At 55.3% G+C, this 24,441-nt stretch carries 22 protein-coding genes; 11 read left to right on the plus strand and 11 right to left on the minus strand.

Features of this window, described 5'->3' with window-relative positions:
• Positions 1–75: 75 nt before the first annotated feature.
• Entirely contained in the window at positions 76–777 is a 702-nt protein-coding gene (locus KCR01S_RS11840; RefSeq protein ID WP_072129040.1) for a DnaA inactivator Hda, read from the plus strand.
• 58 nt (positions 778–835) lie between these two features.
• Here KCR01S_RS11840 and KCR01S_RS11845 read toward each other — a convergent pair whose 3' ends face one another.
• From KCR01S_RS11845 to celB, 3 genes are read right to left on the minus strand one after another with little or no spacing between them, the layout of a single operon-like run.
• Entirely contained in the window at positions 836–2,293 is a 1,458-nt protein-coding gene (locus KCR01S_RS11845) for a leucyl aminopeptidase family protein (protein ID WP_061282983.1), read from the minus strand.
• Positions 2,294–2,296: 3 nt separating this feature from the next.
• Positions 2,297–3,250 carry a glycosylasparaginase gene (locus tag KCR01S_RS11850; protein ID WP_061282938.1) on the minus strand — a complete coding sequence of 318 codons (954 nt, stop codon included), beginning with the start codon at positions 3,248–3,250 and terminating at the stop codon, positions 2,297–2,299.
• A 3-nt stretch (positions 3,251–3,253) separates the two neighbouring features.
• The gene (celB, locus tag KCR01S_RS11855; protein ID WP_061282939.1) at positions 3,254–4,570 is read right to left on the minus strand and encodes a PTS cellobiose transporter subunit IIC; all 1,317 of its coding nucleotides are present in this window, start codon (positions 4,568–4,570) and stop codon (positions 3,254–3,256) included.
• 166 nt (positions 4,571–4,736) lie between these two features.
• Here celB and KCR01S_RS11860 point away from each other — a divergent pair, with 166 nt between their 5' ends.
• The gene (locus tag KCR01S_RS11860) at positions 4,737–5,594 is read left to right on the plus strand and encodes a hypothetical protein (RefSeq protein ID WP_061282940.1); all 858 of its coding nucleotides are present in this window, start codon (positions 4,737–4,739) and stop codon (positions 5,592–5,594) included.
• 6 nt (positions 5,595–5,600) lie between these two features.
• Here the strand turns inward: KCR01S_RS11860 and arsC are convergent, their stop codons facing one another.
• Together arsC and bepA are read right to left on the minus strand one after the other, a co-directional pair.
• A complete protein-coding gene (gene arsC, locus KCR01S_RS11865; RefSeq protein WP_061282941.1) occupies positions 5,601–5,960 on the minus strand; it encodes an arsenate reductase (glutaredoxin) in 360 nt (119 codons plus the stop codon).
• Between the two features lie 11 nt (positions 5,961–5,971).
• The gene (bepA, locus tag KCR01S_RS11870; protein WP_061282942.1) at positions 5,972–7,435 is read right to left on the minus strand and encodes a beta-barrel assembly-enhancing protease; all 1,464 of its coding nucleotides are present in this window, start codon (positions 7,433–7,435) and stop codon (positions 5,972–5,974) included.
• A gap of 214 nt (positions 7,436–7,649) precedes the next feature.
• Between bepA and KCR01S_RS11875 the strand changes: the two genes are divergently transcribed.
• Positions 7,650–8,717 (plus strand): AI-2E family transporter, encoded by a 1,068-nt coding sequence (locus KCR01S_RS11875; RefSeq protein WP_061282943.1) that lies wholly within the window; start codon positions 7,650–7,652, stop codon positions 8,715–8,717.
• A 47-nt stretch (positions 8,718–8,764) separates the two neighbouring features.
• Here the strand turns inward: KCR01S_RS11875 and bcp are convergent, their stop codons facing one another.
• Together bcp and KCR01S_RS11885 are read right to left on the minus strand one after the other, a co-directional pair.
• Positions 8,765–9,235, minus strand: a complete 471-nt coding sequence (bcp, locus tag KCR01S_RS11880) for a thioredoxin-dependent thiol peroxidase (RefSeq protein ID WP_052282327.1) — start codon at positions 9,233–9,235, stop codon at positions 8,765–8,767.
• A complete protein-coding gene (locus KCR01S_RS11885; protein WP_061282944.1) occupies positions 9,235–9,807 on the minus strand; it encodes a glycine cleavage system transcriptional repressor in 573 nt (190 codons plus the stop codon). The genes bcp and KCR01S_RS11885 overlap by 1 nt, the downstream gene beginning before the upstream one ends.
• 154 nt (positions 9,808–9,961) lie before the next feature.
• On the opposite strand from KCR01S_RS11885, the gene dapA reads away from it, so the two are divergent.
• From dapA to ypfH, 6 genes are all read left to right on the plus strand, one after another.
• Positions 9,962–10,840, plus strand: a complete 879-nt coding sequence (gene dapA / locus KCR01S_RS11890) for a 4-hydroxy-tetrahydrodipicolinate synthase (RefSeq protein ID WP_061282945.1) — start codon at positions 9,962–9,964, stop codon at positions 10,838–10,840.
• A gap of 16 nt (positions 10,841–10,856) precedes the next feature.
• A complete protein-coding gene (gene bamC / locus KCR01S_RS11895; RefSeq protein ID WP_061282946.1) occupies positions 10,857–11,891 on the plus strand; it encodes an outer membrane protein assembly factor BamC in 1,035 nt (344 codons plus the stop codon).
• 175 nt (positions 11,892–12,066) lie between these two features.
• A complete protein-coding gene (gene purC, locus KCR01S_RS11900; RefSeq protein WP_035891480.1) occupies positions 12,067–12,780 on the plus strand; it encodes a phosphoribosylaminoimidazolesuccinocarboxamide synthase in 714 nt (237 codons plus the stop codon).
• A gap of 142 nt (positions 12,781–12,922) precedes the next feature.
• Positions 12,923–13,792: a KPN_02809 family neutral zinc metallopeptidase gene (gene ypfJ / locus KCR01S_RS11905; RefSeq protein WP_061282947.1), complete on the plus strand. Its 870-nt coding sequence runs from the start codon at positions 12,923–12,925 to the stop codon at positions 13,790–13,792.
• Positions 13,793–13,808: 16 nt separating this feature from the next.
• Positions 13,809–15,809: a tRNA(Met) cytidine acetyltransferase TmcA gene (locus KCR01S_RS11910; RefSeq protein ID WP_061282984.1), complete on the plus strand. Its 2,001-nt coding sequence runs from the start codon at positions 13,809–13,811 to the stop codon at positions 15,807–15,809.
• Positions 15,810–15,885: 76 nt separating this feature from the next.
• A complete protein-coding gene (ypfH, locus tag KCR01S_RS11915) occupies positions 15,886–16,584 on the plus strand; it encodes an esterase (RefSeq protein WP_061282948.1) in 699 nt (232 codons plus the stop codon).
• Positions 16,585–16,662: 78 nt separating this feature from the next.
• On the opposite strand, the gene KCR01S_RS11920 is transcribed toward ypfH, so the two are convergent.
• From KCR01S_RS11920 to KCR01S_RS11930, 3 genes are read right to left on the minus strand one after another with little or no spacing between them, the layout of a single operon-like run.
• Positions 16,663–16,863, minus strand: coding sequence for a YpfN family protein (locus KCR01S_RS11920; protein WP_052282334.1), 201 nt, complete (start codon positions 16,861–16,863; stop codon positions 16,663–16,665).
• 29 nt (positions 16,864–16,892) lie between these two features.
• Positions 16,893–18,020, minus strand: coding sequence for a succinyl-diaminopimelate desuccinylase (gene dapE / locus KCR01S_RS11925; protein ID WP_061282949.1), 1,128 nt, complete (start codon positions 18,018–18,020; stop codon positions 16,893–16,895).
• A 55-nt stretch (positions 18,021–18,075) separates the two neighbouring features.
• Positions 18,076–18,435 (minus strand): ArsC family reductase, encoded by a 360-nt coding sequence (locus tag KCR01S_RS11930; RefSeq protein ID WP_061282950.1) that lies wholly within the window; start codon positions 18,433–18,435, stop codon positions 18,076–18,078.
• 357 nt (positions 18,436–18,792) lie between these two features.
• On the opposite strand from KCR01S_RS11930, the gene ypfM reads away from it, so the two are divergent.
• A complete protein-coding gene (gene ypfM, locus KCR01S_RS25140) occupies positions 18,793–18,852 on the plus strand; it encodes a protein YpfM (RefSeq protein WP_001386977.1) in 60 nt (19 codons plus the stop codon).
• 123 nt (positions 18,853–18,975) lie between these two features.
• On the opposite strand, the gene acrD is transcribed toward ypfM, so the two are convergent.
• On the minus strand, positions 18,976–22,089 hold the full coding sequence (acrD, locus tag KCR01S_RS11935; protein WP_061282951.1) for a multidrug efflux RND transporter permease AcrD: 3,114 nt from the start codon (positions 22,087–22,089) through the stop codon (positions 18,976–18,978).
• A gap of 327 nt (positions 22,090–22,416) precedes the next feature.
• Here acrD and aegA point away from each other — a divergent pair, with 327 nt between their 5' ends.
• Complete coding sequence (aegA, locus tag KCR01S_RS11940) at positions 22,417–24,399, plus strand: formate-dependent uric acid utilization protein AegA (protein ID WP_061282952.1); 1,983 nt, start codon at positions 22,417–22,419, stop codon at positions 24,397–24,399.
• Positions 24,400–24,441: the final 42 nt, after the last annotated feature.

The raw sequence follows: 24,441 nt of genomic DNA on the forward strand, positions 1-24,441 counted from the left end.
GCCGCCCGGTTCTCTCCACGCTAATTTCTGTGTTAAACTCACCGGGTTTTTTCGTAAGCCCATGTTGAGGTCTCTCTGAACGCACCGGCACAGCTCTCTTTGCCACTTTATCTTCCCGATGATGAAACTTTCGCGAGTTTCTGGCCGGGCGATAACCCCTCTTTACTTGCTGCCGTACAAAACGTACTGCGGCAAGAGCACAGCGGATACATCTATATCTGGTCGCGCGAAGGTGCTGGCCGTAGTCATCTGCTGCATGCTGCCTGTGCCGAACTGTCGCAGCGTGGCGATGCGGTAGGCTATGTGCCGCTGGATAAGCGCACCTGGTTTGTACCGGAAGTGCTTGATGGGATGGAGCAGCTTTCGCTGGTATGCATCGACAATATTGAATGTGTCGCCGGGGATGAGCTGTGGGAGATGGCGATCTTCAACCTGTATAACCGCATTCTCGAATCGGGCAATACGCGCCTGCTGATAACCGGCGATCGGCCGCCGCGTCAGCTTAATCTGGGCCTGCCGGATCTGGCTTCACGTCTCGACTGGGGACAAATCTACAAGCTTCAGCCGCTCTCGGACGAAGATAAGCTTCAGGCCTTGCAGCTGCGCGCGCGCCTGCGGGGTTTTGAGATGCCGGAAGATGTCTGCCGTTTTCTGCTTAAACGTCTCGATCGTGAAATGCGCACGCTGTTCTTAACGCTCGATCAGCTCGATCACGCGTCGATAACCGCGCAGCGCAAACTCACAATCCCGTTTGTGAAAGAGATCCTTAAGCTCTAGCCAACAAAAAGGCCTGATAGACGTAGTGCCATCAGGCCTTTTGTCATAGTACCAAACGTTATTCTTCAACCGCCAGGTCGTTCAACAGATGCTGCATGAGCAGCGGAATCGGCCTGCCTGACGCCACGCTTTTCCCACCTTCTCGCCACAGCGCTGTACCGCTGACGTCAAGATGTGCCCACGGAATATAGGCTGGGCAGAAGTGGTGCAATAGCCATGCGGCAGAGGCGCTGATCGCCGCATTGTTGGTTGGCGTATTGCATAAATCAGCAATGGCGCTTTCGGTTTGCTTTTTCAGCCGCGCATCCAGCGGCAGTGACCACACTTCATCACCGCTCTGCTCACCGGCGACAGTCAGGGCGCTACGCAGAGTGTTATCCTGAGTCATCAAGCCGCTTAACTCGTAGCCCAATGCCTTGACGACGGCTCCGGTCAGCGTGGCCAAATCGATAATATAACGCGTTTGCTCATGGCGTTTACTGGCCCAGGCGATAGCATCGGACAGTACCAGCCGGCCCTCGGCGTCGGTGTTGTTAATTTCCACCGTCATACCGTTACAGGCGCGAGCCACGCTCCCCGGCTGCATAGCGTTGGGTCCAATGGCGTTTTCTGCCAGTGCCAGCACGCCCATGACGCGCACCGGTAGCTTCAGCTCGGCAATGCTCAGCATCAGCCCCAGCACGTTAGCCGCGCCGCACATGTCGTACTTCATGGTGTACATGCCGGCTCCTTCTTTCAGCCACAACCCGCCGGTATCGAAGGTGATACCTTTACCGACATAGCTGCGTACCGGGCCGCTGCTTGCGCCATCGTAGTGGATGGCCAGCAGGCGAGGAGGGCGACTGGATCCTTTACCCACCGCGTGCAGTAGGCCAAGACCTTGTTCAACAATGGCGCTTTCGTCGAGCACTTCGCAGCGCAGGTTTGGCACGGTGGCACACAGTCGCTGAGCCTCTTCCACAACAAACTGCGGTGTGCACTGTTCCGATGGGATATCCGCCAGCCGACGCGCAGCGACCATGCCGTTGGCGATGGCCTGTTGCTGAGCGAATACTCTCTCCAGCCGCGATGCGTCGGTGCCCGCACAAAAAGCGTTGACGCGGCGTAGCGTTACGCCGCGTTCACCGACAGTTTTCAGCCCCAAATCGGTTAATTTATGCGCCTGATTGAAGAGAAAGCGCAGCGTTTTCGCCAGGACCGTGTCATCAATGTCGCTACAGTCCAGAAGGACATCCTCACAAACCGGCGCGGCGAACAGCGGGCGAATGTGCGTCAGGAGTGAGTCGGTCAGGCTATCTTGCCAAACGCTGAGCGGAAGAAGGGTTATGCGAGAGAAGGGACCACAGCCGAAACGGGTATCCGCCAGCTTGCCCTGCTCGGCCTGCGCCACCAGTTCCGCAATCAGCGGATTATCACGCAGCTGATTTTCCAAAAGCAAAGCGCTGCCAGGGAAGGTAATAAGATGGCCCTGCGCCAGTTCGCTGGTCAGCGCCGTAAATAGACGGTAGTTAATCATCATTTACTCCTCGATGGGCGCGCGGATGCGATCGGCATAGGCCTGCATCCAGGCATCGTCCACCGGATAGTAGTGGGTTTTCTCTTTGATGCGCTCCGCGCGGAAGACCGTTAGCGGCTGTGTTGCGGTCGCCACGACAAAAGAGAAGGTCTTGATATTGGTGGCCGCGCCAAACTCGCCTTTACGGTTCATACAGACGACGGACAGGTCGCCCGCGCGGCCAAAGCGTGACATCAGTTTATCTTCGAGCTCGTATACCACGGAGTCGGCCGCCTGCTGTGGGGTCATTCCCTGTTCCATACGGCGGACGATCTCATAGCTGGTGCAACCCTTCATCAGGTCTTCACCAACGCCGGTCGCCGTGGCGGCACCGATTTCACTGTCGCAGTAGAAACCTGAGCCGATAATCGGCGAGTCGCCAATGCGCCCGCGTTTTTTCATAAACAGGCCGCTGGTGGAGGTCGCCACGCTCATCGAGCCTTGCTTATCCAACGCGATAACGCCGACGGTGTCATGGCCATCGTACGGGCTGAGCCCTTTATCCAGCGTTTCGCGGCAGCGTTTGCGGTAGTGCTGCATTGCCCGTTCGGTGAGCATTTTTTTATCGCTAAACCCCTGGCTGAGCGCCCATTCGCGTGCGCCCTGGCCAACCAGCAGAGAGTTGTAACGCTGGCGGCCCAGCGCATGCGCCACCTTGACGGGATTGGCAATATCAATCAGGTTGCCCACCGCGCCAAAGGCCAGCGTATCACCGTCCATCCAGGCGGCATCCAGTTCGACTTCGCCGTTCTCGGTGGGCAGGCCGCCATAGCCCACCGATTTGTAGAATGGAAAATCCTCGACGGCGACCACGGCGTCCACCACCGATGTCGTCGCTTTATTCCCGCCAGCCAGCGCGGTGGCGGATTCGCTAACGCCTTCCAGCGCCATACGCCAGGTTGCAATTATTCCCCACATCTCTTACTCCTGTTTTGCTAGCGTATTGGATCCCTGAGCTTCACTTATTTCTGCACTGCGGTACTGCTTGTCGAGAATGCGCATAAACGGCAGATAGAGCATTGCGCCAATCAGCAGGTTCAGTATCTGCATCACGCTCCCGGAAATATGCCCGGTGACGATAAATCCGCTGATAACCGGCGGTAGCGTCCACGGAATAAACACCCCAGTGGTGACCGCCACCATGCCAATTTTCATTGCCACATACTGAATCGTCACCAGCACCAGCGGCACCAGGTTGAACGGGATCAGCATGATAGGGTTCATGATCACCGGCAGGCCGAACAGTACCGGTTCGTTGATGTTAAAGACCGATGCCCCAGCCCCAAGCCGCGCCACTTCACGCATGCTTTTACTCCGAGCGAAGATAAGCATTGCTATCACCAGCGACAGCGTCGCGCCGGCGCCGCCCATCCAGATCATGTCAAAGAATTGCTCGGTGATGATATGCGGCGGGGTGACGCCGGCCTGGATGGCGGCGATATTGTCAGTTTGGTTTTCCATCCACAGTGGACGAATGATGCCGTTGACCATTGAGCCGGAGTTAATCCCGACTGACCACAATATGGTGATGCTAAAGACGGTCATCAGTGCGCCAAAATAGGAGGTACCGAAATGGCGTACCGGCGTTGCCACCACCTCATAGATAAACTGATGGATGGTTTGATAGTGGGTGTTTTCAAAACCGATACGAATCGCTAGCACCAGAATCATTACGACCAGCGCAGGAATGAGTGCAGCGAATGATTCCTGCACGGCAGGCGGTACGCCTTCCGGCATCTTGATGACCAGCTTTTTGCGCTTGAGCCAGCAGAACAACTCGGTCCACAGCAGCGAGCCAATCATGGCGACAAACAGCCCTTTGGTGCCAATCCATTCAACCGGCATTACCGTAATGCCGCCGTTATCGGCCACTTTGATAAACGGTGTCAAAATCAGGAAGCTGACGAGCGCCAGAATGCCGCATGAGATACGGTCGCTACCATAATGCTCGGCCAGCCGATAGGCCACGAGAAAGCTGATGAACAGCGACATGGTGGAGAACACCGCGTTAAACGGGATCTCAATGATGGCGCTCCAGTTATTACCAAAGCTGTGAGACATAAATTGCTGGTAGCTCTGATTCGGGAACGACGAAATGACCAGCAGAATAGATCCAACGATGATGAAAGGCATAAAGGAGACATATGCACCACGGATGGCGCCGAGATGACGTTGCTGGGCGGTTTTCGCAGCAATCGGCATCAATTTCTCTTCTAAAAATCCCAGAACATTGTTCATTGTGAACTCCGTATAAGATTAACGGACATTGTGTGTGTTATGTAATAGAAAACGACGAAAGGATTATCGAAGAAAGCTGATGGCGGAAAGGTGAAACGGGTCACATCGTATCGACTTAATTAATATAAATCTCATATGATTAGTTATCATTATTGATGGGTTTTTTATGGAAATAAAGCTGCACGCGAACGCAACAACGACGCCAAGGGTCCGGAAATATCTTCAGGAATCGAATAAAAGTGACCGTGAATTGGCGCTGGAGCTGGGGATTTCAGTGACGACGGTACGCCGCTGGCGAAATCGGCAGCAGACGGCAGATCGTAGTACCACGCCAACAGTTGTACACAAAGCGATGAGACAAGAGCAGATCGTATTGATTAATGCCCTGCGGGACATTCTCAAGGCGCCACTGGACGATCTGCTGTTTATGGTGGTGCAAGGGCTGGAGATCCCACTCTCCCGCGCGACGCTAAACCGCTATCTGAAGCCGTCATATCATCGCGGAGTCCGTGAGACGCTAAGCGGTAAAAAAGCGCTAAAGGCCGGTATTAAAGCGCAGTCGTTAACGCTGCATTACCGCTTTTTATCGTTGCATATGGATGATGATGGCGACCATCATTTACTGTGGGCGCAGGAGCCGGTGAGCGGCTGGTGCTATGCGCGCATATACTCCGGGATGTCGGCGTCACTGGTGGTCAATTGGCTGGATGACGTGCTGAAACAGTTTCCCGGTGATATCCAATCTGTTGAGATACAGGGCGATGAGTGGCTGAACGAAGGTTGGGTGAATGCACTCGAAAGGCGGTTAGCGGAGCAGGGGATTTCAGCGCGCACGACGCCGGCGGTGAATAAGCGATTAGCCGTGGCGGTGACGCTGCCGCTGGCAGAGATTATTCCTGCTGCACGCGTCTGTACGCCAGACGAGCTGGTCGCCAGGCTGTGTTCGATTTTTAATGGCGGGAAAGAGCAGAAAAAGCTCGGAAATATGACGCCGCAGGCTTTCTTAGAAGCGCTGCGGCGGTAGCCGTATTTAGCCGATGATTTCCAGCACCTGCTCCGGCGGGCGGCCGATGCGGGCCTGGCCGTTGTTCACGACAATCGGGCGCTCAATTAGCTTCGGATTTTCTACCATCGCCTGAATTAATGCTTCTTCGCTAAGCTGACTGTCGCCAAGGTTCAGCGATTTATAGAGATCTTCTTTCTGGCGCATCAGTTCGCGGGCGCTGGTCATACCCAGCATCTTCAGCAGCTTATGCAGCGTTGCGGTATCCGGCGGTGTCTCAAGATAGAGCACAACGTTCGGTTCGACGCCGTTATCCTTTAGCAGGCTTAAGGTCTCGCGGCTTTTTGAGCAGCGCGGGTTATGGTAGATAGTGACCGACTCCGTCATAGTCTCTCCTGTTACATTTTCTGATAGGGGCGGAAGCGTTCTTGCAGTTGGCGTAGCTGGTCGATGCGGGCGTCGTAGCGAGCCTGCTGTAGGCTGCGTAATTTCACCTGCGCGCTGGCGGCGCTCAGCAGTGAGATCGCCTGATCCAGCCGGCCTACCAGCGCCATGTTTTCAGCGCGGGCTGCTAACTCCTGATCGCGGTTACCCAGCTTATTTTCCGCCTGAGCCAACAGATCCCAGCCGTTGGTATCTTCTTTATTGCTGAAGGTGTAGCGGTTCAGAATGGTCGCGGCTTCACCAGCCTGGCCTGCTTCAAGCAAGGCGTTGGCAAGGTTTAGCTGCAGCACCGGGTTGGTACGCAGTTCGCGGGCATTCTTCAGACGATTGACGGCTTCCGCCGTTTTGTTCTGTCCAAGATCGATATCGGTGGCCAGATCGAGATACCAGGCATTTTGCGGCTCGGCGCTCAGCAGCGGCTGCAGCTGTTTACTGGCTTCAGCGTAGTTTTTTGCTTCCATAGCCAGCAGCGCCCGGCCGTACTGAGCAGCGTGCTGCTCGCGGACATTCCCTTTTGACCAACTGTCGAGAAGGTCGGTACCCAGTTGATTTTTTCCAGAATTGTACATGCCGAGCGTACGTGCTTTGGCGAAATAGAAATCGGCTGAGGACTGTGCCACTACCGGACGCATCTGGTTAGCACGGTTGCGCGCATCTGACAGACGGCTTTCCGGCAGGGGGTGAGTGAGCAGCATTTCCGGCGGGCGCGATGAGTAGCGAGACTGATCGAGCAGTTTTTCCATAAAGGCCGGCATGGCCTGCGGATCAAAGCCCGACCGCTGCAATACCTGAATACCAATGCGGTCGGCTTCTTCTTCGTTCTGACGGGTAAAGCTGATGATGCCCTGCTGGGTACCCGCAAGAGTACCGCTCAGCGCCGCCATACCGGCCTGCGGGCTGGCCATCGCCAGCAGAATAGAGCCTAATGCGCCGACCCACGTTAGTGGGGCATTACGCTTCTGATCTTCCATCGCACGCGCCAGGTGGCGCTGAGTCACGTGGGAGATTTCGTGCGCCATGACCGACGCCAACTGGCTCTCAGTATCCGAGTAGCGGAACAGCGCAGAGTGAAGCACCACGTTCCCACCGAAGAAGGCGAAGGCGTTAATATCGTCGTTATTGATCAGATAGAAATGAAATGGCGTACGGACGGAATAGGCGTGCGAGACCAGTCGCATACCCAATGAATTAATGTATTGAACCAGCAGCGGGTCGTTAATCAGCGGTGCGCTTCCGCGCAGTTGTCGAACATAGTAATCCCCCATCTGCATCTCCTGACCGATGGAGAGCGTGCTTCCTGCGGACGTGCCTATATCCGGCAAATCGTCCGCAGAATCCGCAAACGCGGGGGTGATTTGGCCGAGCGCAAGTGTCGCAATAAGGGATGCCAACAGCGTTTTTTTCAACTGCCTGAACATAACCTCTATCCTGTAATGTGGGATGTGCCTGTTTTGACCTATAGCGTACCGTTACGTTCCGTAAAAAGCCGCTCTGCGAGTGTATCTATCTGCTTCCTCGTTGAAAATGATAATTGCATGATTGTGGGATAATTATAAAAAGCGGAGTCTTTTTTGTGACACTTAGATACAATTCATCTTCTGTATGAAAACACAGGCCTCAGGGAATAGATTTATGCTCGAGATGTTGATGCAGTGGTACCGTCGCCGATTTAGCGACCCCGAAGCGATAGCGTTGCTAGTTATTCTGGTGGCCGGTTTTTGCATTCTTTTTTTCTTCAGCGGTCTGCTGGCCCCCTTACTGGTAGCACTCGTTTTGGCGTATCTGCTGGAGTGGCCTACCGTTCGACTGGAGCGTTTGGGCTGGTCACGCAGTTGGGCGACCAGCGTGGTGCTGGTGCTGTTCGTCGGTATTCTGCTGCTCATGTCATTTGTGGTGATGCCGATTGCCTGGCAGCAGGGGATTAACCTCATTCACGATATGCCCGGCATGCTCAATAAGCTGTCGGATTTCGCCGCGACGCTGCCGCGCCGGTACCCCGCGCTGATGGATGCAGGCATTATTGATGCGATGGCGGAAAACATGCGCAGCCGCATGCTGACCATGGGCGATTCGGTGGTGAAATATTCAGTCGCTTCGCTGGTGGGGCTGCTGACGCTGGCGGTCTATCTGGTGCTGGTACCGCTAATGGTCTTTTTCCTGGTCAAAGACAAAGAGCAGATGCTCAATGCCGTGCGTCGCGTGCTGCCGCGTAACCGCGGGCTGGCAGGCCAGGTGTGGAAAGAGATGAACCAGCAGATCACCAACTATATTCGCGGCAAAGTGCTGGAAATGGTGGTGGTGGGGATTGCCACCTGGCTCGGTTTCCTGATGTTTGGCCTGAACTATTCGCTGCTTCTGGCGGTGCTGGTCGGGCTCTCCGTACTGATCCCGTACATCGGTGCCTTCGTGGTGACGATACCGGTGGTCTGCGTGGCGCTGTTTCAGTTCGGCCTTGGCACCGAGTTCTGGAGCCTGTTTGCGGTGTACCTGATTATTCAGGGGCTGGACGGCAACCTGCTGGTACCGGTGTTGTTCTCTGAAGCGGTAAACCTGCATCCGCTGGTGATTATTCTGTCGGTGGTGATTTTCGGCGGGCTGTGGGGCTTCTGGGGCGTCTTCTTTGCGATTCCGCTCGCTACGCTGATTAAGGCGGTAGTGCATGCCTGGCCGGATGGTCTGGTGGTGGACGACGAGTCCTGATAATAAAAAAGCCGACATAACGTCGGCTTTTTTGATTCATTCGTTTCTCACGCGTTCGCTTGCAGCCAGCCCAGCACGATGTCGTGGTGGTTGCTGGTTTTGAAGTCATCAAATACGTGTTCAACTTTGCCGTCAGCGTCCACCAGGAAGCTGATACGGTGAATACCGTCATAGGTTTTACCCATGAAGGTTTTTTCGCCCCAAATACCAAACTGCTCGCAGACCTGGTGATCTTCATCGGAGAGCAGCGTGAAGTTCAGCAGCTCTTTTTCAGCGAAACGGGAGAGCTTTTCTGGTTTATCGGTGCTGATACCCAGAACCTCTACGCCCGCTTTTTTCAGTTCGTCCATATTATCGCGAAGGCCGCAAGCCTGCACGGTGCAGCCAGGAGTCATCGCTTTCGGGTAGAAATAGACCAGAACTCGTTGTCCCTGGAAGTCGGTCAAATTTACTTGCTCGCCGTCTTGATCGGGCAAACTAAATTTCGGTGCGATATCACCGGCTTTCAGTGGGTTCATTACTCATCTCCATCCTGTTCATCATGCTGTGAATAATTAATCACGTTTATACTGCCTTGCGCTTTCAATTCTGTACATAGGGCTTTGAACGCTTGCTCAATATTTGATGCATTTTGCGTAGCGGGACTATGGGCAGTTATCTGGATAAATAGCTGCGCTGTGCCTTCATCGCTCCCCGGTTGGGTACGTGAAACCAGCTCGGCGATATTCATCTCCCAGCTATCAAACAGGGCGGTAAAACGCTCGATGATGTGCGGGGAGTCCGGAACCTCCACCTGAACCCACACGGTGGCGGGCATCGCCGGACGTGGGCGAGCGGTAGTGCGCTTCATCACAATCAGCAGGTCCAGTTCCGCCCCTTTTAGCGGCAGAGTCGATTCAATGAGGGTAATCGCATTCCAGGTGCCGGAAAGCAGCATAATAAAAGTGAACTCATCTCCCAGCATGGCCAAACGACTGTCTTCGATATTGCAGCCGCAGCTGCTGACGTGACGAGTGATCGTATTGACGATGCCAGGGCGATCCGCGCCCAGGGCTGTAATAACCAGATAGTGTTGTAATGAGGCTGTCAAACCTGTTCTTCCTTTAAAAAGGTGCGGTATACCCTAGGAAAGCATAAAAAAAACCGGCATACAACATTCTGAAGGGCTTCAGTCTCTTGCTTTTATTACAAGACCAAACGTACCATTGAGACTCATGTCCGCACGTCAGCACAGAGGATGGCCCATGTTCACGGGAAGTATTGTAGCGCTTGTCACGCCGATGGATGAAAAAGGTAATGTCGACCGTTCAAGCCTGAAAAAACTGATTGATTACCATGTCGCCAACGGAACCTCGGCGATTGTGTCGGTAGGGACTACCGGCGAGTCCGCAACGCTCAGCCACGAAGAGCATGGCGACGTGGTGATGACCACGCTGGAGCTGGCCGATGGCCGTATTCCAGTTATTGCCGGAACGGGGGCAAATGCAACCGCAGAGGCGATTAGCCTGACCCAGCGTTTTAACAATACCGGCGTTGTCGGTTGCCTGACGGTAACCCCGTACTACAACCGTCCGACCCAGGAAGGACTGTTCCAGCACTTCAAAGCGATTGCTGAACATACTGACCTGCCGCAAATCCTGTATAATGTGCCGTCGCGTACCGGTTGCGATATGCTGCCGGAAACCGTAGGTCGCCTTGCGAAAGTAAAAAATATTATCGCGATTAAGGAAGCCACGGGGAACTTAAGTCGTGTTCACCAGATCAAAGAGCTGGTTTCAGACGATTTCATCCTGCTTAGCGGTGATGATGCTTCCGGGCTGGACTTCATGCAGCTGGGCGGTCATGGCGTCATTTCGGTAACGGCGAACGTTGCTGCGCGTGATATGGCGGAAATGTGCAAACTGGCTGCAGCCGGTCAGTTTGAGCAGGCGCGTATCATCAACCAGCGTTTGATGCCGCTACACAATAAATTATTTGTCGAACCCAATCCTATCCCAGTGAAATGGGCATGTAAGGAGTTGGGACTTGTGGCGACCGATACCATGCGCTTGCCGATGACACCGATCACCGACCACGGTCGTGATGTGGTGGCATCCGCATTGAAGCATGCCGGTTTGCTGTAAAGTTTAGGGAGATTTGATGGCTTACTCAGTACAGAAGTCGCGCCTGGCGAAGGTCGCGGGTGTTTCGTTGGTTCTACTGCTTGCAGCCTGTAGTTCCGACTCGCGCTATAAGCGCCAGGTGAGCGGTGATGAATCCTACCTGGACGCCGCACCGTTAGGTGAACTTCACGCCCCTGCGGGGATGATCCTGCCGATTGAAAATGGCGACTACAACATCCCGGTCGCTAACGGCAGCGGTGCCGTAGGCAAGGCGCTGGATATCCGTCCGCCGGCTCAGGCGCTGGCGCTGGTCTCCGGTGCGCGCACCCAGTTTACCGGCGACACGGCCACGCTGCTGGTTGAAAACAGCCGCAGCGGCTCCCTGTGGCCACAGGTTGTCAGCATCGTTCAGGGGAAAAACTACACCATTACCAAACGTGATGATGCTAGCCAAACGCTGAACACAGACTGGGTCGACTGGAACCGCCTTGATGAAGACCAGCAGTATCGCGGTCGTTATCAAATCTCCGTGCAGCCTCAGGGCTACCAGCAGGCGGTAATGGTTAAACTGGTTAACCTCGAACAAGCAGGTAAAGCCGTTGCCGATCGCGCTTCGCTGCAGCGCTATAGCGCTGAAATGCTGAACGTTATCTCGGCGGGTCTGGACAAGAACGCTACCGATGCGGCCAATGCTTCCCGTGGTACCGCAGGTGCAACCTTTGACGTCCAGAGCGCTTCAGATGATACCGGTCTGCCAATGCTAGTGGTGCGTGCACCGTTTAACCAGGTATGGCAGCGTCTGCCAGCTACCCTGGAAAAAGTGGGCATGAAAGTAACCGACAGCACCCGCTCTCAGGGCAGCATTGCGGTAACCTATAAGCCGCTGTCTGACAGCCGCTGGCGCGATCTCGGCGCAAGCGACCCGGGTCTGGTGTCCGGCGACTACAAACTTCAGGTCGGTGACCTTGATAACCGTAGTAGCCTGCAGTTCATCGATCCGAAAGGTCACACGCTGACGCAGTCGCAAAATGACGCCCTGGTAGCCGCATTCCAGGCCGCATTTACGAAGTAATTTAAAAGGGCTGGAGCAATCCAGCCCTTTTTTCTGTATAGTGACGCAAACGTGTGCGTCAGCAGAAAAGCACAAATTTTTAGGCTCTATATCATTCAAGTTGCAGGAACGAATCCAACGCGGCCTTTAACCTGAATGACGACGAGTATCGTTAATCATCACTGGAGTGACAAAGATGCAAAAGCTAGCTGAGTTGTATCGTGGTAAAGCGAAAACCGTATACAGCACCGAAAACCCGGATCTGTTGGTACTCGAATTCCGTAACGATACGTCAGCAGGAGATGGTGCCCGCATTGAACAGTTCGATCGTAAAGGCATGGTGAACAACAAGTTCAACCATTTCATTATGAGCAAGCTGGCGGAAGCAGGTATCCCGACTCAAATGGAAGCGCTGTTGTCCGATACCGAGTGTCTGGTTAAAAAACTGGATATGGTGCCGGTAGAGTGCGTGGTGCGTAACCGCGCGGCCGGTTCACTGGTGAAACGTTTAGGGATTGAAGAAGGTATCGAGCTGAACCCACCGCTGTTCGATCTGTTCCTGAAAAACGACGCCATGCACGACCCGATGGTTAACGAATCCTACTGCGAAACCTTTGGCTGGGTGAGCAAAGAGAATCTGGCGCGTATGCAGGAGCTGACCTTCAAGGCTAACGACGTGCTGAAAAAACTGTTCGACGACGCCGGGCTTATCCTGGTCGACTTCAAGCTGGAGTTCGGTCTGTTCAAAGGTGAAGTTGTGCTGGGCGATGAATTCTCGCCAGACGGAAGCCGTCTGTGGGATAAAAAGACCATGGATAAAATGGACAAAGATCGCTTCCGCCAGAGCCTGGGCGGCCTGATTGAAGCTTACGAAGAAGTGGCGCACCGTTTAGGCGTCAAGCTGGACTAAGTTTTACTCCCTCTCTCCGGCATCGTGGGGCCTGCGGAGGCGACGCGATGCCGGCATGACGCATCCTACATTTCCAGTGGTAATCCCGTCCGTAACCGCCTACGATCTACCAGTATATTGATAAGATAAGATCGAGGTAGTTATGCGTTGGCAAGGTCGTCGCGAAAGCGACAATGTGGAAGACCGGCGGAACAGTTCCGACTCTCAGGGAATGGGGCGCGGCCCCGGTTTTCGTATTCCTAGCGGCAAGGGCGGCATTATTTTGCTGATTGTCGTGGTGGTTGCGGGTTATTACGGCGTGGATTTAACCGGCCTGATGACCGGCGAGCCGATTGGTCAGCAGCAGTCCTCCCAGCGCGTGAGTCAGCCAAAAGATGACGAAGCCGCGAAATTTACCTCGGTGATCCTTGCTACTACCGAAGACACCTGGGCGCAGCAATTCAAAGAGATGGGGAAAACCTATCAGCCTCCGCGTCTGGTGATGTACCGTGGCGCCACCCGTACCGGATGCGGCACCGGGCAATCCGTGATGGGGCCGTTCTACTGCCCAGCCGATACCACGGTCTATATCGACCTCTCCTTCTACGACGACATGAAAAGCAAACTTGGCGCAGGCGGTGATTTCGCGCAGGGTTACGTGATTGCCCATGAAGTTGGCCACCACGTGCAAAAGCTGCTCGGCATCGAGCCTAAAGTACGCCAGATGCAGCAAAATGCCTCTGAAGCTGAAGTGAACCGTCTCTCTGTACGCATGGAACTCCAGGCCGACTGCTTTGCTGGCGTCTGGGGTCACAATATGCAAAAGCAGGGCATCCTGGAAGCCGGTGACCTCGAAGAGGCCCTGAACGCCGCTGAAGCGATTGGCGATGATCGTTTGCAGCAGCAGAGTCAGGGCCGCGTGGTTCCCGATAGCTTTACCCACGGCACTTCCCAGCAGCGCTACACCTGGCTGAAACGCGGCTTTGATAGTGGCGATCCGGCTCAGTGCAACACCTTCAGTAAATCGCTCTAACGTTATGCCCCTCATCATGGACGAACTGCTCGCGCAGGCCGCGCGAATGGCGCAGGTGGGCATCCGCCGCCTGCTGGTCATCAGCGGCGAGGCGGCCTGGTGCGAAGCGCAGGCGATGGCGTTCCGCCATGCTGCAGATACTGAAATACTGTGGGTTGGTCCACGCACCGTGGCTCCCCCTTTTTGTTTCCCCGCCAAACTCACCACGCTGCTGGGACGCGAGTTCCAGCATGCCATTTTCGATGCTCGTGACGGTTTTGATGCTTCCGCTTTCGCGGCGCTGGCCGGTACGCTGTGCGCCGGTAGTTGGCTGCTTCTCCTGGTACCGGAGTGGCGGCACTGGCGCCAGCAAACCGATGCTGACTCCGTGCGCTGGAGCGACACCGCGGAAGCAATTAGGACGCCTCACTTTGTTGATCACTTGTGCCGGACGCTAAGCGCCAGCCCACAGACGCTTGTCTGGCGTCAGGGGCAACCTTTAGCACAGCAACCGACGATTCCGCGCCAGGAATGGCGGCGCGCCAACGGTCAGCCGGAGCGCGAGCAGCAGGCTATCCTACAGGCTCTAGCGAATACTACGGCGAAGGTGTGCGTGGTGACAGCCGAGCGGGGGCGAGGGAAATCAGCGCTGGCAGGTATGCATATTCAGCGCCTGGCGGGTGATGCTATCGTCACCGCGCCTTCGCGTGCGTCGGCTGAGGTGATGGCGACTTTTGCTGGTGAGCGTTTTCGCTTTATGGCGCCCGATGCGCTGCTGGCGTCCGACGTTGCAGCGGAGTGGCTGGTCGTCGATGAAGCGGCGGCAATCCCATCCCCGCTGCTGAAAAAACTGATGGCTCGCTTTCCCCATACGCTACTGACCACCACGGTGCAGGGCTACGAAGGCACTGGCAGAGGTTTTTTACTGAAATTTTGTGCCGACTTTCCGCAGCGTCAGGCGTTCACGCTGGCACAACCGATTCGCTGGGCCGCTGGATGCCCGCTCGAGTCGGTGGTTAACGATGCGCTGATTTTTCACGATGAAGCGTTTACCCAGCGGCCAGAAGGCGAATTGACGCTGCTGCCGGTAGAACAGGCTGCCTGGCAGAGTCAGCCGGCGCTGCCGTCTGCGCTCTATCAGCTTCTTTCCGGAGCACACTACCGAACTTCACCACTCGATCTTCGCCGTATGATGGATGCGCCAGGGCAACATTTTCTCGCGGCGCTAAGTGCCAGCGGTCCGGCAGGAGCCCTGTGGATGGTGGATGAGGGGGGCTTAACCCCTGCGCTGAGCCAGGCCGTTTGGGCCGGATTTCGGCGTCCGCGAGGCAATCTGGTGGCGCAGTCGCTGGCGGCGCATGGCGGTAGCCCGCTGGCTGCCACGCTTGTCGGGCGGCGCATTAGCCGAATTGCGGTGCATCCGCTTCGCCAGCGTGAAGGGATCGGCCAGCGCCTTGTGGCACAAGCGTGGGACAGCGCCACGGGCTGCGACTATCTTTCGGTCAGCTTTGGCTACACTGAGGAACTCTGGCGCTTCTGGCAGCGCTGTGGCTTCACGCTGGTGCGTATTGGAACGCAACGTGAGGCCAGCAGCGGTTGCTATGCGGCGATGGCGCTTCGGCCGCTGACGGAGGCTGGCGCGGCGCTGATGCAGCGTGAATATGCCCGTCTGTGCCGGGAATGGCGCTGGCTTCAGCATTGGATCGATGAAAAAGTCCCGATCCCGGCGATGGCGGACGCTATTCTTACTGATGATGACTGGTGGGATCTGGCCGGTTTTGCCTTTGCGCATCGTCCGCTGCTGGCGGTCCTGGGGAACCTGAATAGGCTTGTCGGACAGGTGACGCAGCCGCTGCCGGCGCTACGGGGCCGTTTGAACGGAGAGGAAGAGGCCGAACTTTGTGCTCGGCTGGCTATTCATGGACGTAAAGCGCTGTTGCTACGGCTTCGTGATGAAGCGGGACAGGCGATGCGGGCAGTGGATAGCGAACGGACAAATCAGCTCATGGAACAGATTCGACAACTGCAATTTTTTTAACTGACTCATTCAGTTAAATGGCATGGTCATTATTCTGGTGCGGCGTAAACTGACCGACAAAACCAAGGAGACAGCCATGACACACGATCATTTTGTTGTTCAAAGCCCCGCGAAGCCCGCTCAACAGCTGCTGCTGTTGTTTCATGGCGTGGGCGATAATCCGGTGGCAATGGGACAAATCGGCAGCTGGTTTGCTCCGCTGTTCCCGGACGCGCTCATCGTTAGCGTGGGCGGCGTAGAACCTTGCGGGCCGGCTCCGGGCCGCCAGTGGTTCTCCGTACAGGGCGTGACGGAAGAAAACCGTCAGGCGCGCGTTGATGCCATCATGCCGACCTTCGTGGAAACGGTGCGCTATTGGCAGAAACAAAGCGGCGTTGGTCCGCAGGCTACCGCGCTTATCGGCTTCTCGCAGGGGGCGATTATGTCGCTTGAAGGGGTTAAGGCTGAGCCTCACCTGGCGTCGCGGGTGATTGCCTTTAACGGCCGCTACGCCACGCTGCCGGAAAACGCCAGCGCGTCAACGACCGTGCACTTGATTCACGGCGGTGACGATCGGGTTATCGATCTGGCCTGGGCGGTGAAAGGTCAGGAAGCGATTCTGGCGGCAGGCGGCGATGTGACGCTGGATATAGTGGATGATTTAGGTCACGCGATTGACGATCGCAGCATGCAGTTCGCGCTGGATCATCTGCGTTATACCGTGCCGAAGCACTATTTTGATGAAGCGTTGAGCGGCAGTACGCCGAAAGATGACGATCTGATTGAAATGATGTAAGGGCTCCGTATGCCTATAAAAAAACGGGCTACCGTATGGTAGCCCGTTTTTTCGCGGGGCGTCAGAATCGGCCGCGAACTATTTCTTCGGCTGATCCTTTTTCGGCCAGTCGTCGTCATCGTCCCACTTGTCGTTGCAGTCGCGATGTGGCGGCAGCTCCGGCTTGTTGGCGAGAAACTTCTTATGATCGACGCGGTTAAGGTCTTTAATCACGTTGATGATGACCCCCACCAGAAACACCAGTACCAGAATCCACCAGTATTTTGTCAGCCAGTCCATGCGTATACCCCTTACTTATCGTTACGCCCTTAGGCGACGAGTTGTTCCATTATCCGTTGATACATCCGTGCCAGCATCTGCAGATCGGCGGCGTTAACGCACTCATTAATTTTATGAATGGTGGCGTTCACCGGACCCAGTTCCACCACTTGTGCACCCATCTGGGCAATAAAACGCCCATCGGAGGTGCCGCCGGTGGTCAGCAGCTGCGGTTCTATTTCATTATAGTGTGCGATGGCGTTTACCACTGCATCCACCAGCTTACCGCGCGACGTCAGGAACGGCTGCCCGGAGATCCACCAGTCGAGGGTGTAGCGCAGTTGGTATTTCTCCAGCAGCGCAACGACGCGCGCTTTGATCATCTCATCCGTCAGCTCGGTGCTAAAACGGAAGTTGAACTGGACAAAGAGATCGCCTGGGATCACGTTGTTGCTGCCGGTGCCGGCTTTGATGTTGGCGATCTGCATGCTGGTTGGCGGGAAGAATTCATTACCCTGATCCCACTCGATCGAGACCAGCTCGTTCATCCATGGCGCAGCGCGGTGCACCGGGTTATCGGCCAGATGTGGATAAGCGACATGCCCCTGAACGCCATGAATGGTCAGGTTACAGGTCATGGAGCCACGACGACCATTTTTCACCACGTCACCGACCACTTCGGTACTGGACGGTTCGCCCACCAGACAGTAGTCCAGACGTTCGTTGCGCGCCATCAGCGCTTCCACCACTTTCACCGTACCGTTGGTGGCGCTGGCCTCTTCATCGGAGGTGATCAGGAACGCCAGGCGGCCTTTATGGTTTGGATGCTGGGCGACAAAGCGTTCGGCAGCGATGACCATGGCGGCAAGCGAGCCTTTCATGTCGGCGGCGCCGCGGCCAAACAGCATACCGTCACGAATAGTGGGTTCAAACGGCGGATTGATCCAGCGGTCAGCGTCACCTGCGGGCACGACATCGGTGTGACCTGCAAACGCCAGGGTTTCCCCTTTGCCACGCCAGGCCCAAAAGTTTTGGGTATCCCCAAAATCCATCGGTTCTACGGTGAACCCCGCCGCGCGCAGGCGCTCGATCATTAATGCCTGACAGCCCGCGTCATCCGGGCTAAGAGAAGGGCGGCGAATAAGCTGCTGAGCCAGCTCAATGACTGGGCAAGACATAAACTAGACCTCGTTATTTTCGTTATCTGCAAAAAAGAAAAACAGGGCAACGGCGTTAGCGCGTCTGCGCGAGCCATTGGCCGTAACAGGCGTCGCTAAAACCAAGCAGCATAGGCTGTGCGGGCGCGCAGAGCAATGGGCGTTTGATGATAGCCGGCATTTCGAGCATCAGCGCTGCGGCGGCCTCGGCGTTGTTAACGCAGGCGCGAACGCTTTCATCCAGCTTACGCCAGGTGGTGCCACGCGTATTGAGCAGCGCTTCCCAGCCCAGCTCAGCAATAAAGGTCGCCAGCAGTTCGGGCGATAACCCGTCAACGCGATAGTCATGAAAGCGATATTCAACCTGATGGTCATCGAGCCAGCGGCGGGCCTTTTTAATTGTGTCGCAGTTCTTTATTCCATAGAGGATGGTCATGTTCCACCTTTATATCAGCAGGTTTTAGGGGATTCGAATATACACGTTATTCCGAGCGTCGCTCGGTTTAATTTCCGCCGCAGCAAGCGGTTGAAAAGCGAACAGTTTATCATGCTGCCTACAACTTTAGTTGTAGTGGTTTCGTATTGACTTACTTAAAATCGGCATCATGTAATTTACATTCTGATAACTATTTCAGAATGTTGCTGTCCGTCACATTAAATGTCCAGATTCCGGCCCATAGTGATTTCATGCAGTAAACATATGTTGGCAGAGGCAATCAAAGTAATCGGATAAACCGTATTCACAGGTCATACATTAGTACGTAAAATACGCATAATAATAAGAGAGGTAGTTATGATCGAACGTGAACTAGGGAACTGGAAAGACTTTATTGAAGTAATGCTTCGTAAATAATTTCAGCAATGTGAATTACGCGCTGTGTTCTTTCAATCACCATGATGGTGTGTTGTCGTACAGAGTAGTTGGGTCACATTTCAACATAAAAAGGCGACATCGTGATGTCGCCTTTTTTGTTTCTTATTCCGGTTTCTCTTTCAGCGGGAAGCGTCTGCGCACCAGCACGAAGAATAACGGAACGAAGAAAATCGCCAGTATAGTCGCTGAGACCATCCCGCCAACCACGCCGGTACCTACCGCATGTTGGCCTCCGGATCCTGCACCGGTGGTGAGCGCCATCGGTAGAACGCCGAAAATAAAGGCCAGTGAAGTCATCAGAATCGGTCGCAGACGCTGGCGACAGGCTTCCAGAGTTGCCGACATTAAATCCTCGCCCTGTTGATTCCTTTCGTTAGCAAACTCAACGATCAGAATGGCGTTCTTCGCCGATAGCCCGATGACTGTAAGCAGCCCAACCTGGAAATAGACGTCATTCTCCAGCCCGCGCATCCAGGTCGCTAGCAGCGCGCCAATGACCCCGAGAGGAACCACCAGCATCACGGAGAATGGCACGGACCAGCTTTCATACAGCGCAGCCAGACACAGGAACACGACCAGCAGTGAAATGGCGTACAGCGCCGGAGCCTGCGCGCCGGAGAGTCGTTCCTGATAGGACATCGCTGTCCACTCGAGGCCGAATCCGCTTGGCAACTGTTTCACCAGATTCTGCATCACGTCCATTGCCGTACCGGTACTTACGCCTGGCGCAGCTTCACCAATGATCTCGACGGCGGAATAACCGTTATAGCGCTCCAGGCGCGGTGAGCCGGTTTCCCAGCGCGAGGTCGCAAAGGCCGAGAAAGGCACCATCTGACCGGCGTTATTACGGACGTACCACAGGTTGATATCATCCGGCAGCATGCGATATTTCGCGGCCGCCTGAACGTACACTTTCTTCACGCGGCCGCGATCCATAAAGTCGTTAACGTAGCTTGAGCCCCAGGCCGTTTGCAGCGTGTCGTTAATATCATCAATAGAAACGCCCAGCGCCTGCGCTTTGCGCTGATCGATGTCCACCTGCAGCTGCGGGCTATCGTCCAGCCCGTTGTGGCGCACGCGGGTCAACTGTGGGTCTTTGCCCGCCAGCTCTAACAGCCGATCGCGGGCTGCCATTAGCGCATCGTGCCCGGCGCCGGCGTGATCCTGTAATTCCATATCAAAACCGGCTGAGCTGCCGAGGCCGCTAATAGCCGGTGGGCTACTCGCGAAAACGCGGGCTTCTTTAATCTTATTCAGCGCTTTGGTGGCTCGCTCAATGATGGCGAACGAGGTCCCGGTCGTGCTGTTTCGTTCATCCCAGTCCTTTAGGCGCACGAACATGCGGGCAACGTTCTGACCGTTACCGCCGGGGCCAGAGCCGATGGTGGCGAAAATAGAGGTAATATTGTCTTTTTCATTGTTGAAGAAATAGTCTTCAACCTGCGCGACTACCTTAAGCGTCTGCTGCTGAGTCGAGCCGCTTGGTAACTGCACGGAGGTGGTGAACATACCGCGGTCTTCCAGCGGCAGGAAAGAAGAGGGCAGGCGCAGGAACAGGAACACCATGCCGCCTAAAAGCAGCACATAAATCAGCATCCAGCGCACGCTACGCTGAAGGATTTTCGCCACGCGGGACTCATAACGGCGCGAGCTGGCATCAAATTTTCTGTTAAACCAACCGAAGAAGCCTTTGGTACCGTGCGCTTCGCCTTTATGGATAGGTTTGAGGATTGTGGCGCACAGCGCGGGGGTCAGAATCATTGCCACCAGCACCGAGAGCACCATGGCCGATACGATAGTAATCGAGAACTGACGGTAGATTGCCCCGGTGGTACCGCCAAAGAAGGCCATTGGGATGAATACCGCCGACAGCACCATGGCGATCCCCACCAGTGCGCCTTGAATCTGCCCCATCGATTTCCGCGTAGCCTGCCTTGGCGTAAGCCCTTCAGTACTCATGATACGTTCGACGTTTTCGACTACCACGATGGCATCATCCACCAACAGCCCGATAGCAAGGACCATCGCGAACATCGTCAGGGTGTTAATACTGTAGCCAAAGGCGTAGAGGACGGAGAATGTCCCCATCAGCACCACCGGAACGGCGATCGTCGGAATCAGCGTGGCGCGGAAGTTTTGCAGGAACAGGTACATCACCAGGAATACCAGCAGTACGGCTTCCAGCAGGGTCTTTACAACATCTTTAATCGAGGCCTTGACGAACGAGGTGGTCTCGTAGGCGACTTTGTATTCCAGCCCGTGAGGGAAATACTGTTTGAGTTCATCCAGTCGCTGGATAACGCGCTCGGCGGTGGCCATTTCGTTGGCGCCGGAAGCTAGCTTGATACCCAGACCGGAGGCCGGGTTACGGTTATAGCGGCTGAGATAATCGTATTTTTCCGCCCCCATCTCCACGGTGGCGACATCGCCGAGCGTGACCTGCGAACCGTCCTGGTTGACGCGCAGGGTGATATTGCGAAACTCTTCTGGCGTTTGCAGCAAAGACTGGGCGTTGATGGTGGCGTTGAGCGCCTGATTATCAATCGACGGTGTACCGCCGAGCTGGCCGACCGCAATCTGCGCGTTCTGCGATTTTATGGCGCTGGTGATATCGTCGGCGGTGAGCTGGAAACTATTGAGTTTGGCCGGATCGAGCCAGATTCGCATCGAGTACTGAGAGCCGTAGGCATCGATATCACCCACGCCGTCCACGCGGCTTATCGGATCCTGAATGTTACTGGCGACATAATCGGAGATATCTTGCTTATCCATGCTGCCATCGGTGGAGACAAAAGCGATGGTCAGAATGTTGGTATCACCGGTTTTACGCACCGTGACGCCCTGGGTTTGTACCGCCTGTGGCAATTTATTCATGGCGGTTTGCAGCTGGTTTTGCACCTGCTGTACGGCTTCGTCCGGATCGGTGCCTGCGACAAAGCTCAGCGTAATGCTGGCCTGGCCGGTGGCACTGCTCTGCGACGACATGTACATCAGGTTATCGATACCGGTCATGTTCTGCTCGATAACCTGCGTGACGGTATTTTCCAGCGTCTGCGCGGAGGCCCCTGGATAGTTGGCGGTCACGCGCACGTTGGGTGGTGCGAGGTCGGGATATTGCTCAACGGGTAATGAAAAAATAGCCAGCGCACCGGTCAGGCACAATAAGATTGCCAGCACCCAGGCAAAAATGGGGCGATCGATAAAGAAATTCGCCATCAGGATCCGGACCTCATGTTATTCGTTTTTATACGTACTGATTTGCGTCAAACACTGTAGCCGTATGGCTGTCAGCAAACGTGGAGAAAAAAAGGAGATAATGTAAATTATCGTGCCGCTTTACCGTAACGATTTGCGCATCCTTACGCAGCCCGACGGCGGCTGCATGAAACGTAATTTCATTTAAGCTGAAATTTATTGATCTGCCACATCATACCGGTAAATAGTCCCCTTTTCTGGGCAATTGGACATTGCCTGTACGGGGATTCCTCGGCTAATAAATAGAACCTATAAATATAAGGTTTTATAACCATAGGCTGAGAATGTATGAACCGTTTTATTCGGGTGGATAGCCAAAAATGTATTGGATGTAAGGCATGCGAAGTTGCCTGCGTAATGTCGCATAACGAAGAACAGCACGTCCTTAACGTATCACAGTTTGTTCCGCGGATTACGGTTGTCAAAATGAACAACCAGCGCGGTGCCGCAACGTGTCACCATTGCGAAGACGCGCCCTGCGCCCGGAGCTGCCCAAATGGTGCAATACGCCAGGCGGATGACGCGATTCTGGTCGATCAGGCGAAGTGTATTGGCTGTAAATCCTGCGCGGTTGCTTGCCCATTTGGCACGATGCAAATTGTCCTGACCCCGGCGAAAGATGGGCGGGTAAAAGCCAGCGCCCATAAATGCGATCTTTGCCACGATCGCCCGGCGGGCCCGGCGTGTGTGGAAAACTGTCCGGCTGACGCGCTGCAGCTAATGACGAGCCAACAGCTGGCCAATATCGCCAGCGCGCGTCGCCTGCAAACCGCTTGCCGTGAGGCGCAGCCGTGGCACAGCGATACTCGGGGCACGGCCTCGCAGCCGGTACGCAGCAAAATAGAGCAGATGGCGGCAACTCTTCCGCGCGGTGAAGCCGACAAGCTGAATTTGGCCGCGCGCAAAACCGGTTTTGCTGAAATTTATCTGCCGCTGCGTGAAGAACAGGCGCTGCAGGCGTCATCACGTTGTCTGACCTGCGGCGAACATAGCATTTGCGAATGGACCTGCCCGCTGCATAACCATATACCGCAGTGGATTGAACACGTTAAGGCCGGGAATATTGAGGCGGCGGTTGAGCTATCGCATCAGACCAACCCGCTTCCGGAAATCACCGGGCGTGTCTGCCCGCAGGACCGGCTTTGTGAAGGAGCCTGTACTATTCGTGATGAGCACGGCGCGGTGACCATTGGCAATATTGAACGCTATATCTCCGATCGCGCGCTGGCCAAAGGTTGGCGTCCGACGATGGGGCATATCGCGAGCAGCGGTAAGCGGGTGGCAATTATTGGCGCCGGCCCGGCGGGCTTGGCCTGTGCGGATATTCTGGTGCGACAGGGTGTTGAAGCGGTGGTGTTTGACCGTCATCCGGAAATTGGCGGCCTGCTGACTTTCGGAATTCCGTCCTTCAAGCTGGATAAATCGCTGATGGCCCGTCGTCGTGAAATTTTCAGCGAGATGGGGATTCGATTTGAGCTGAACTGTGAGGTTGGTAAAGACGTTATGCTGAGCACGCTGCTTGATGAGTTCGATGCCGTCTTTGTTGGCGTGGGAACCTACCGTTCGATGAAAGCGGATCTGCCCAACGAAGACGCCCCCGGCGTCTACGATGCCCTGCCGTTCCTGATTGCCAATACCAAAAATGTGATGGGCCTGCCCGAGTTGGACGACGAGCCGTATATCAATACCCAAGGGTTAAACGTGGTGGTGCTTGGCGGCGGCGATACGGCGATGGACTGCGTGCGTACCGCGCTGCGCCACGGTGCGCAGAAGGTCACCTGCGCCTATCGCCGCGATGAAGCCAATATGCCGGGCTCGAAAAAAGAGGTCAAAAACGCGAAGGAAGAGGGCGCGGAGTTTGAATTTAACGTCCAGCCGGTCACGCTGGAGCTGGATGACAAAGGACGCGTGAGCGGTATCCGATTCCTGCGCACTCAGCTAGGTGAGCCGGACAGCAACGGGCGCCGTCGTCCTATGCCCATCGCGGGCAGCGAGTTTGTGATGCCTGCTGATGCGGTGATCATGGCCTTTGGTTTTCATCCGCACGGAATGCCGTGGTTGAATGCACAAGGCGTTGAGGTGGACGACTGGGGGCGCATCCGGGCGAATGTCAATTCTCGCTTCCGTTATCAGACCAGCAACCCGAAAATTTTCGCCGGTGGCGATGCGGTACGCGGCGCGGATTTAGTGGTTACCGCGATGGCAGAAGGTCGCCACGCGGCGCAGGGGATCCTCGAGTGGCTGGAGGTGAAAATCACCCGCGCACATTGACGCTACCCCAGCCTCGCGGCGTAATATGGTGCATTCGTATTA

It is taken from the genome of Kluyvera cryocrescens NBRC 102467 (genome assembly GCF_001571285.1).
GTDB classification, from domain to species: Bacteria; Pseudomonadota; Gammaproteobacteria; order Enterobacterales; family Enterobacteriaceae; genus Kluyvera; species Kluyvera cryocrescens.

Bases quoted from the DNA above. Each gene is read 5' to 3' on its own strand.
- KCR01S_RS11910 (WP_061282984.1), top strand. From the start codon at position 13,809: ATGGACGAACTGCTCGCGCAGGCCGCGCGAATGGCGCAGGTGGGCATC.
- KCR01S_RS11875 (WP_061282943.1), top strand. From the start codon at position 7,650: ATGCTCGAGATGTTGATGCAGTGGTACCGTCGCCGATTTAGCGACCCC.
- ypfH (WP_061282948.1), top strand. From the start codon at position 15,886: ATGACACACGATCATTTTGTTGTTCAAAGCCCCGCGAAGCCCGCTCAA.
- celB (WP_061282939.1), bottom strand. From the start codon at position 4,570: ATGAACAATGTTCTGGGATTTTTAGAAGAGAAATTGATGCCGATTGCT.
- dapA (WP_061282945.1), top strand. From the start codon at position 9,962: ATGTTCACGGGAAGTATTGTAGCGCTTGTCACGCCGATGGATGAAAAA.
- arsC (WP_061282941.1), bottom strand. From the start codon at position 5,960: ATGACGGAGTCGGTCACTATCTACCATAACCCGCGCTGCTCAAAAAGC.
- KCR01S_RS11930 (WP_061282950.1), bottom strand. From the start codon at position 18,435: ATGACCATCCTCTATGGAATAAAGAACTGCGACACAATTAAAAAGGCC.
- purC (WP_035891480.1), top strand. From the start codon at position 12,067: ATGCAAAAGCTAGCTGAGTTGTATCGTGGTAAAGCGAAAACCGTATAC.
- KCR01S_RS11845 (WP_061282983.1), bottom strand. From the start codon at position 2,293: ATGATTAACTACCGTCTATTTACGGCGCTGACCAGCGAACTGGCGCAG.
- KCR01S_RS11920 (WP_052282334.1), bottom strand. From the start codon at position 16,863: ATGGACTGGCTGACAAAATACTGGTGGATTCTGGTACTGGTGTTTCTG.
- bcp (WP_052282327.1), bottom strand. From the start codon at position 9,235: ATGAACCCACTGAAAGCCGGTGATATCGCACCGAAATTTAGTTTGCCC.
- bepA (WP_061282942.1), bottom strand. From the start codon at position 7,435: ATGTTCAGGCAGTTGAAAAAAACGCTGTTGGCATCCCTTATTGCGACA.
- KCR01S_RS11860 (WP_061282940.1), top strand. From the start codon at position 4,737: ATGGAAATAAAGCTGCACGCGAACGCAACAACGACGCCAAGGGTCCGG.
- aegA (WP_061282952.1), top strand. From the start codon at position 22,417: ATGAACCGTTTTATTCGGGTGGATAGCCAAAAATGTATTGGATGTAAG.
- dapE (WP_061282949.1), bottom strand. From the start codon at position 18,020: ATGTCTTGCCCAGTCATTGAGCTGGCTCAGCAGCTTATTCGCCGCCCT.
- bamC (WP_061282946.1), top strand. From the start codon at position 10,857: ATGGCTTACTCAGTACAGAAGTCGCGCCTGGCGAAGGTCGCGGGTGTT.
- acrD (WP_061282951.1), bottom strand. From the start codon at position 22,089: ATGGCGAATTTCTTTATCGATCGCCCCATTTTTGCCTGGGTGCTGGCA.
- ypfJ (WP_061282947.1), top strand. From the start codon at position 12,923: ATGCGTTGGCAAGGTCGTCGCGAAAGCGACAATGTGGAAGACCGGCGG.
- KCR01S_RS11850 (WP_061282938.1), bottom strand. From the start codon at position 3,250: ATGTGGGGAATAATTGCAACCTGGCGTATGGCGCTGGAAGGCGTTAGC.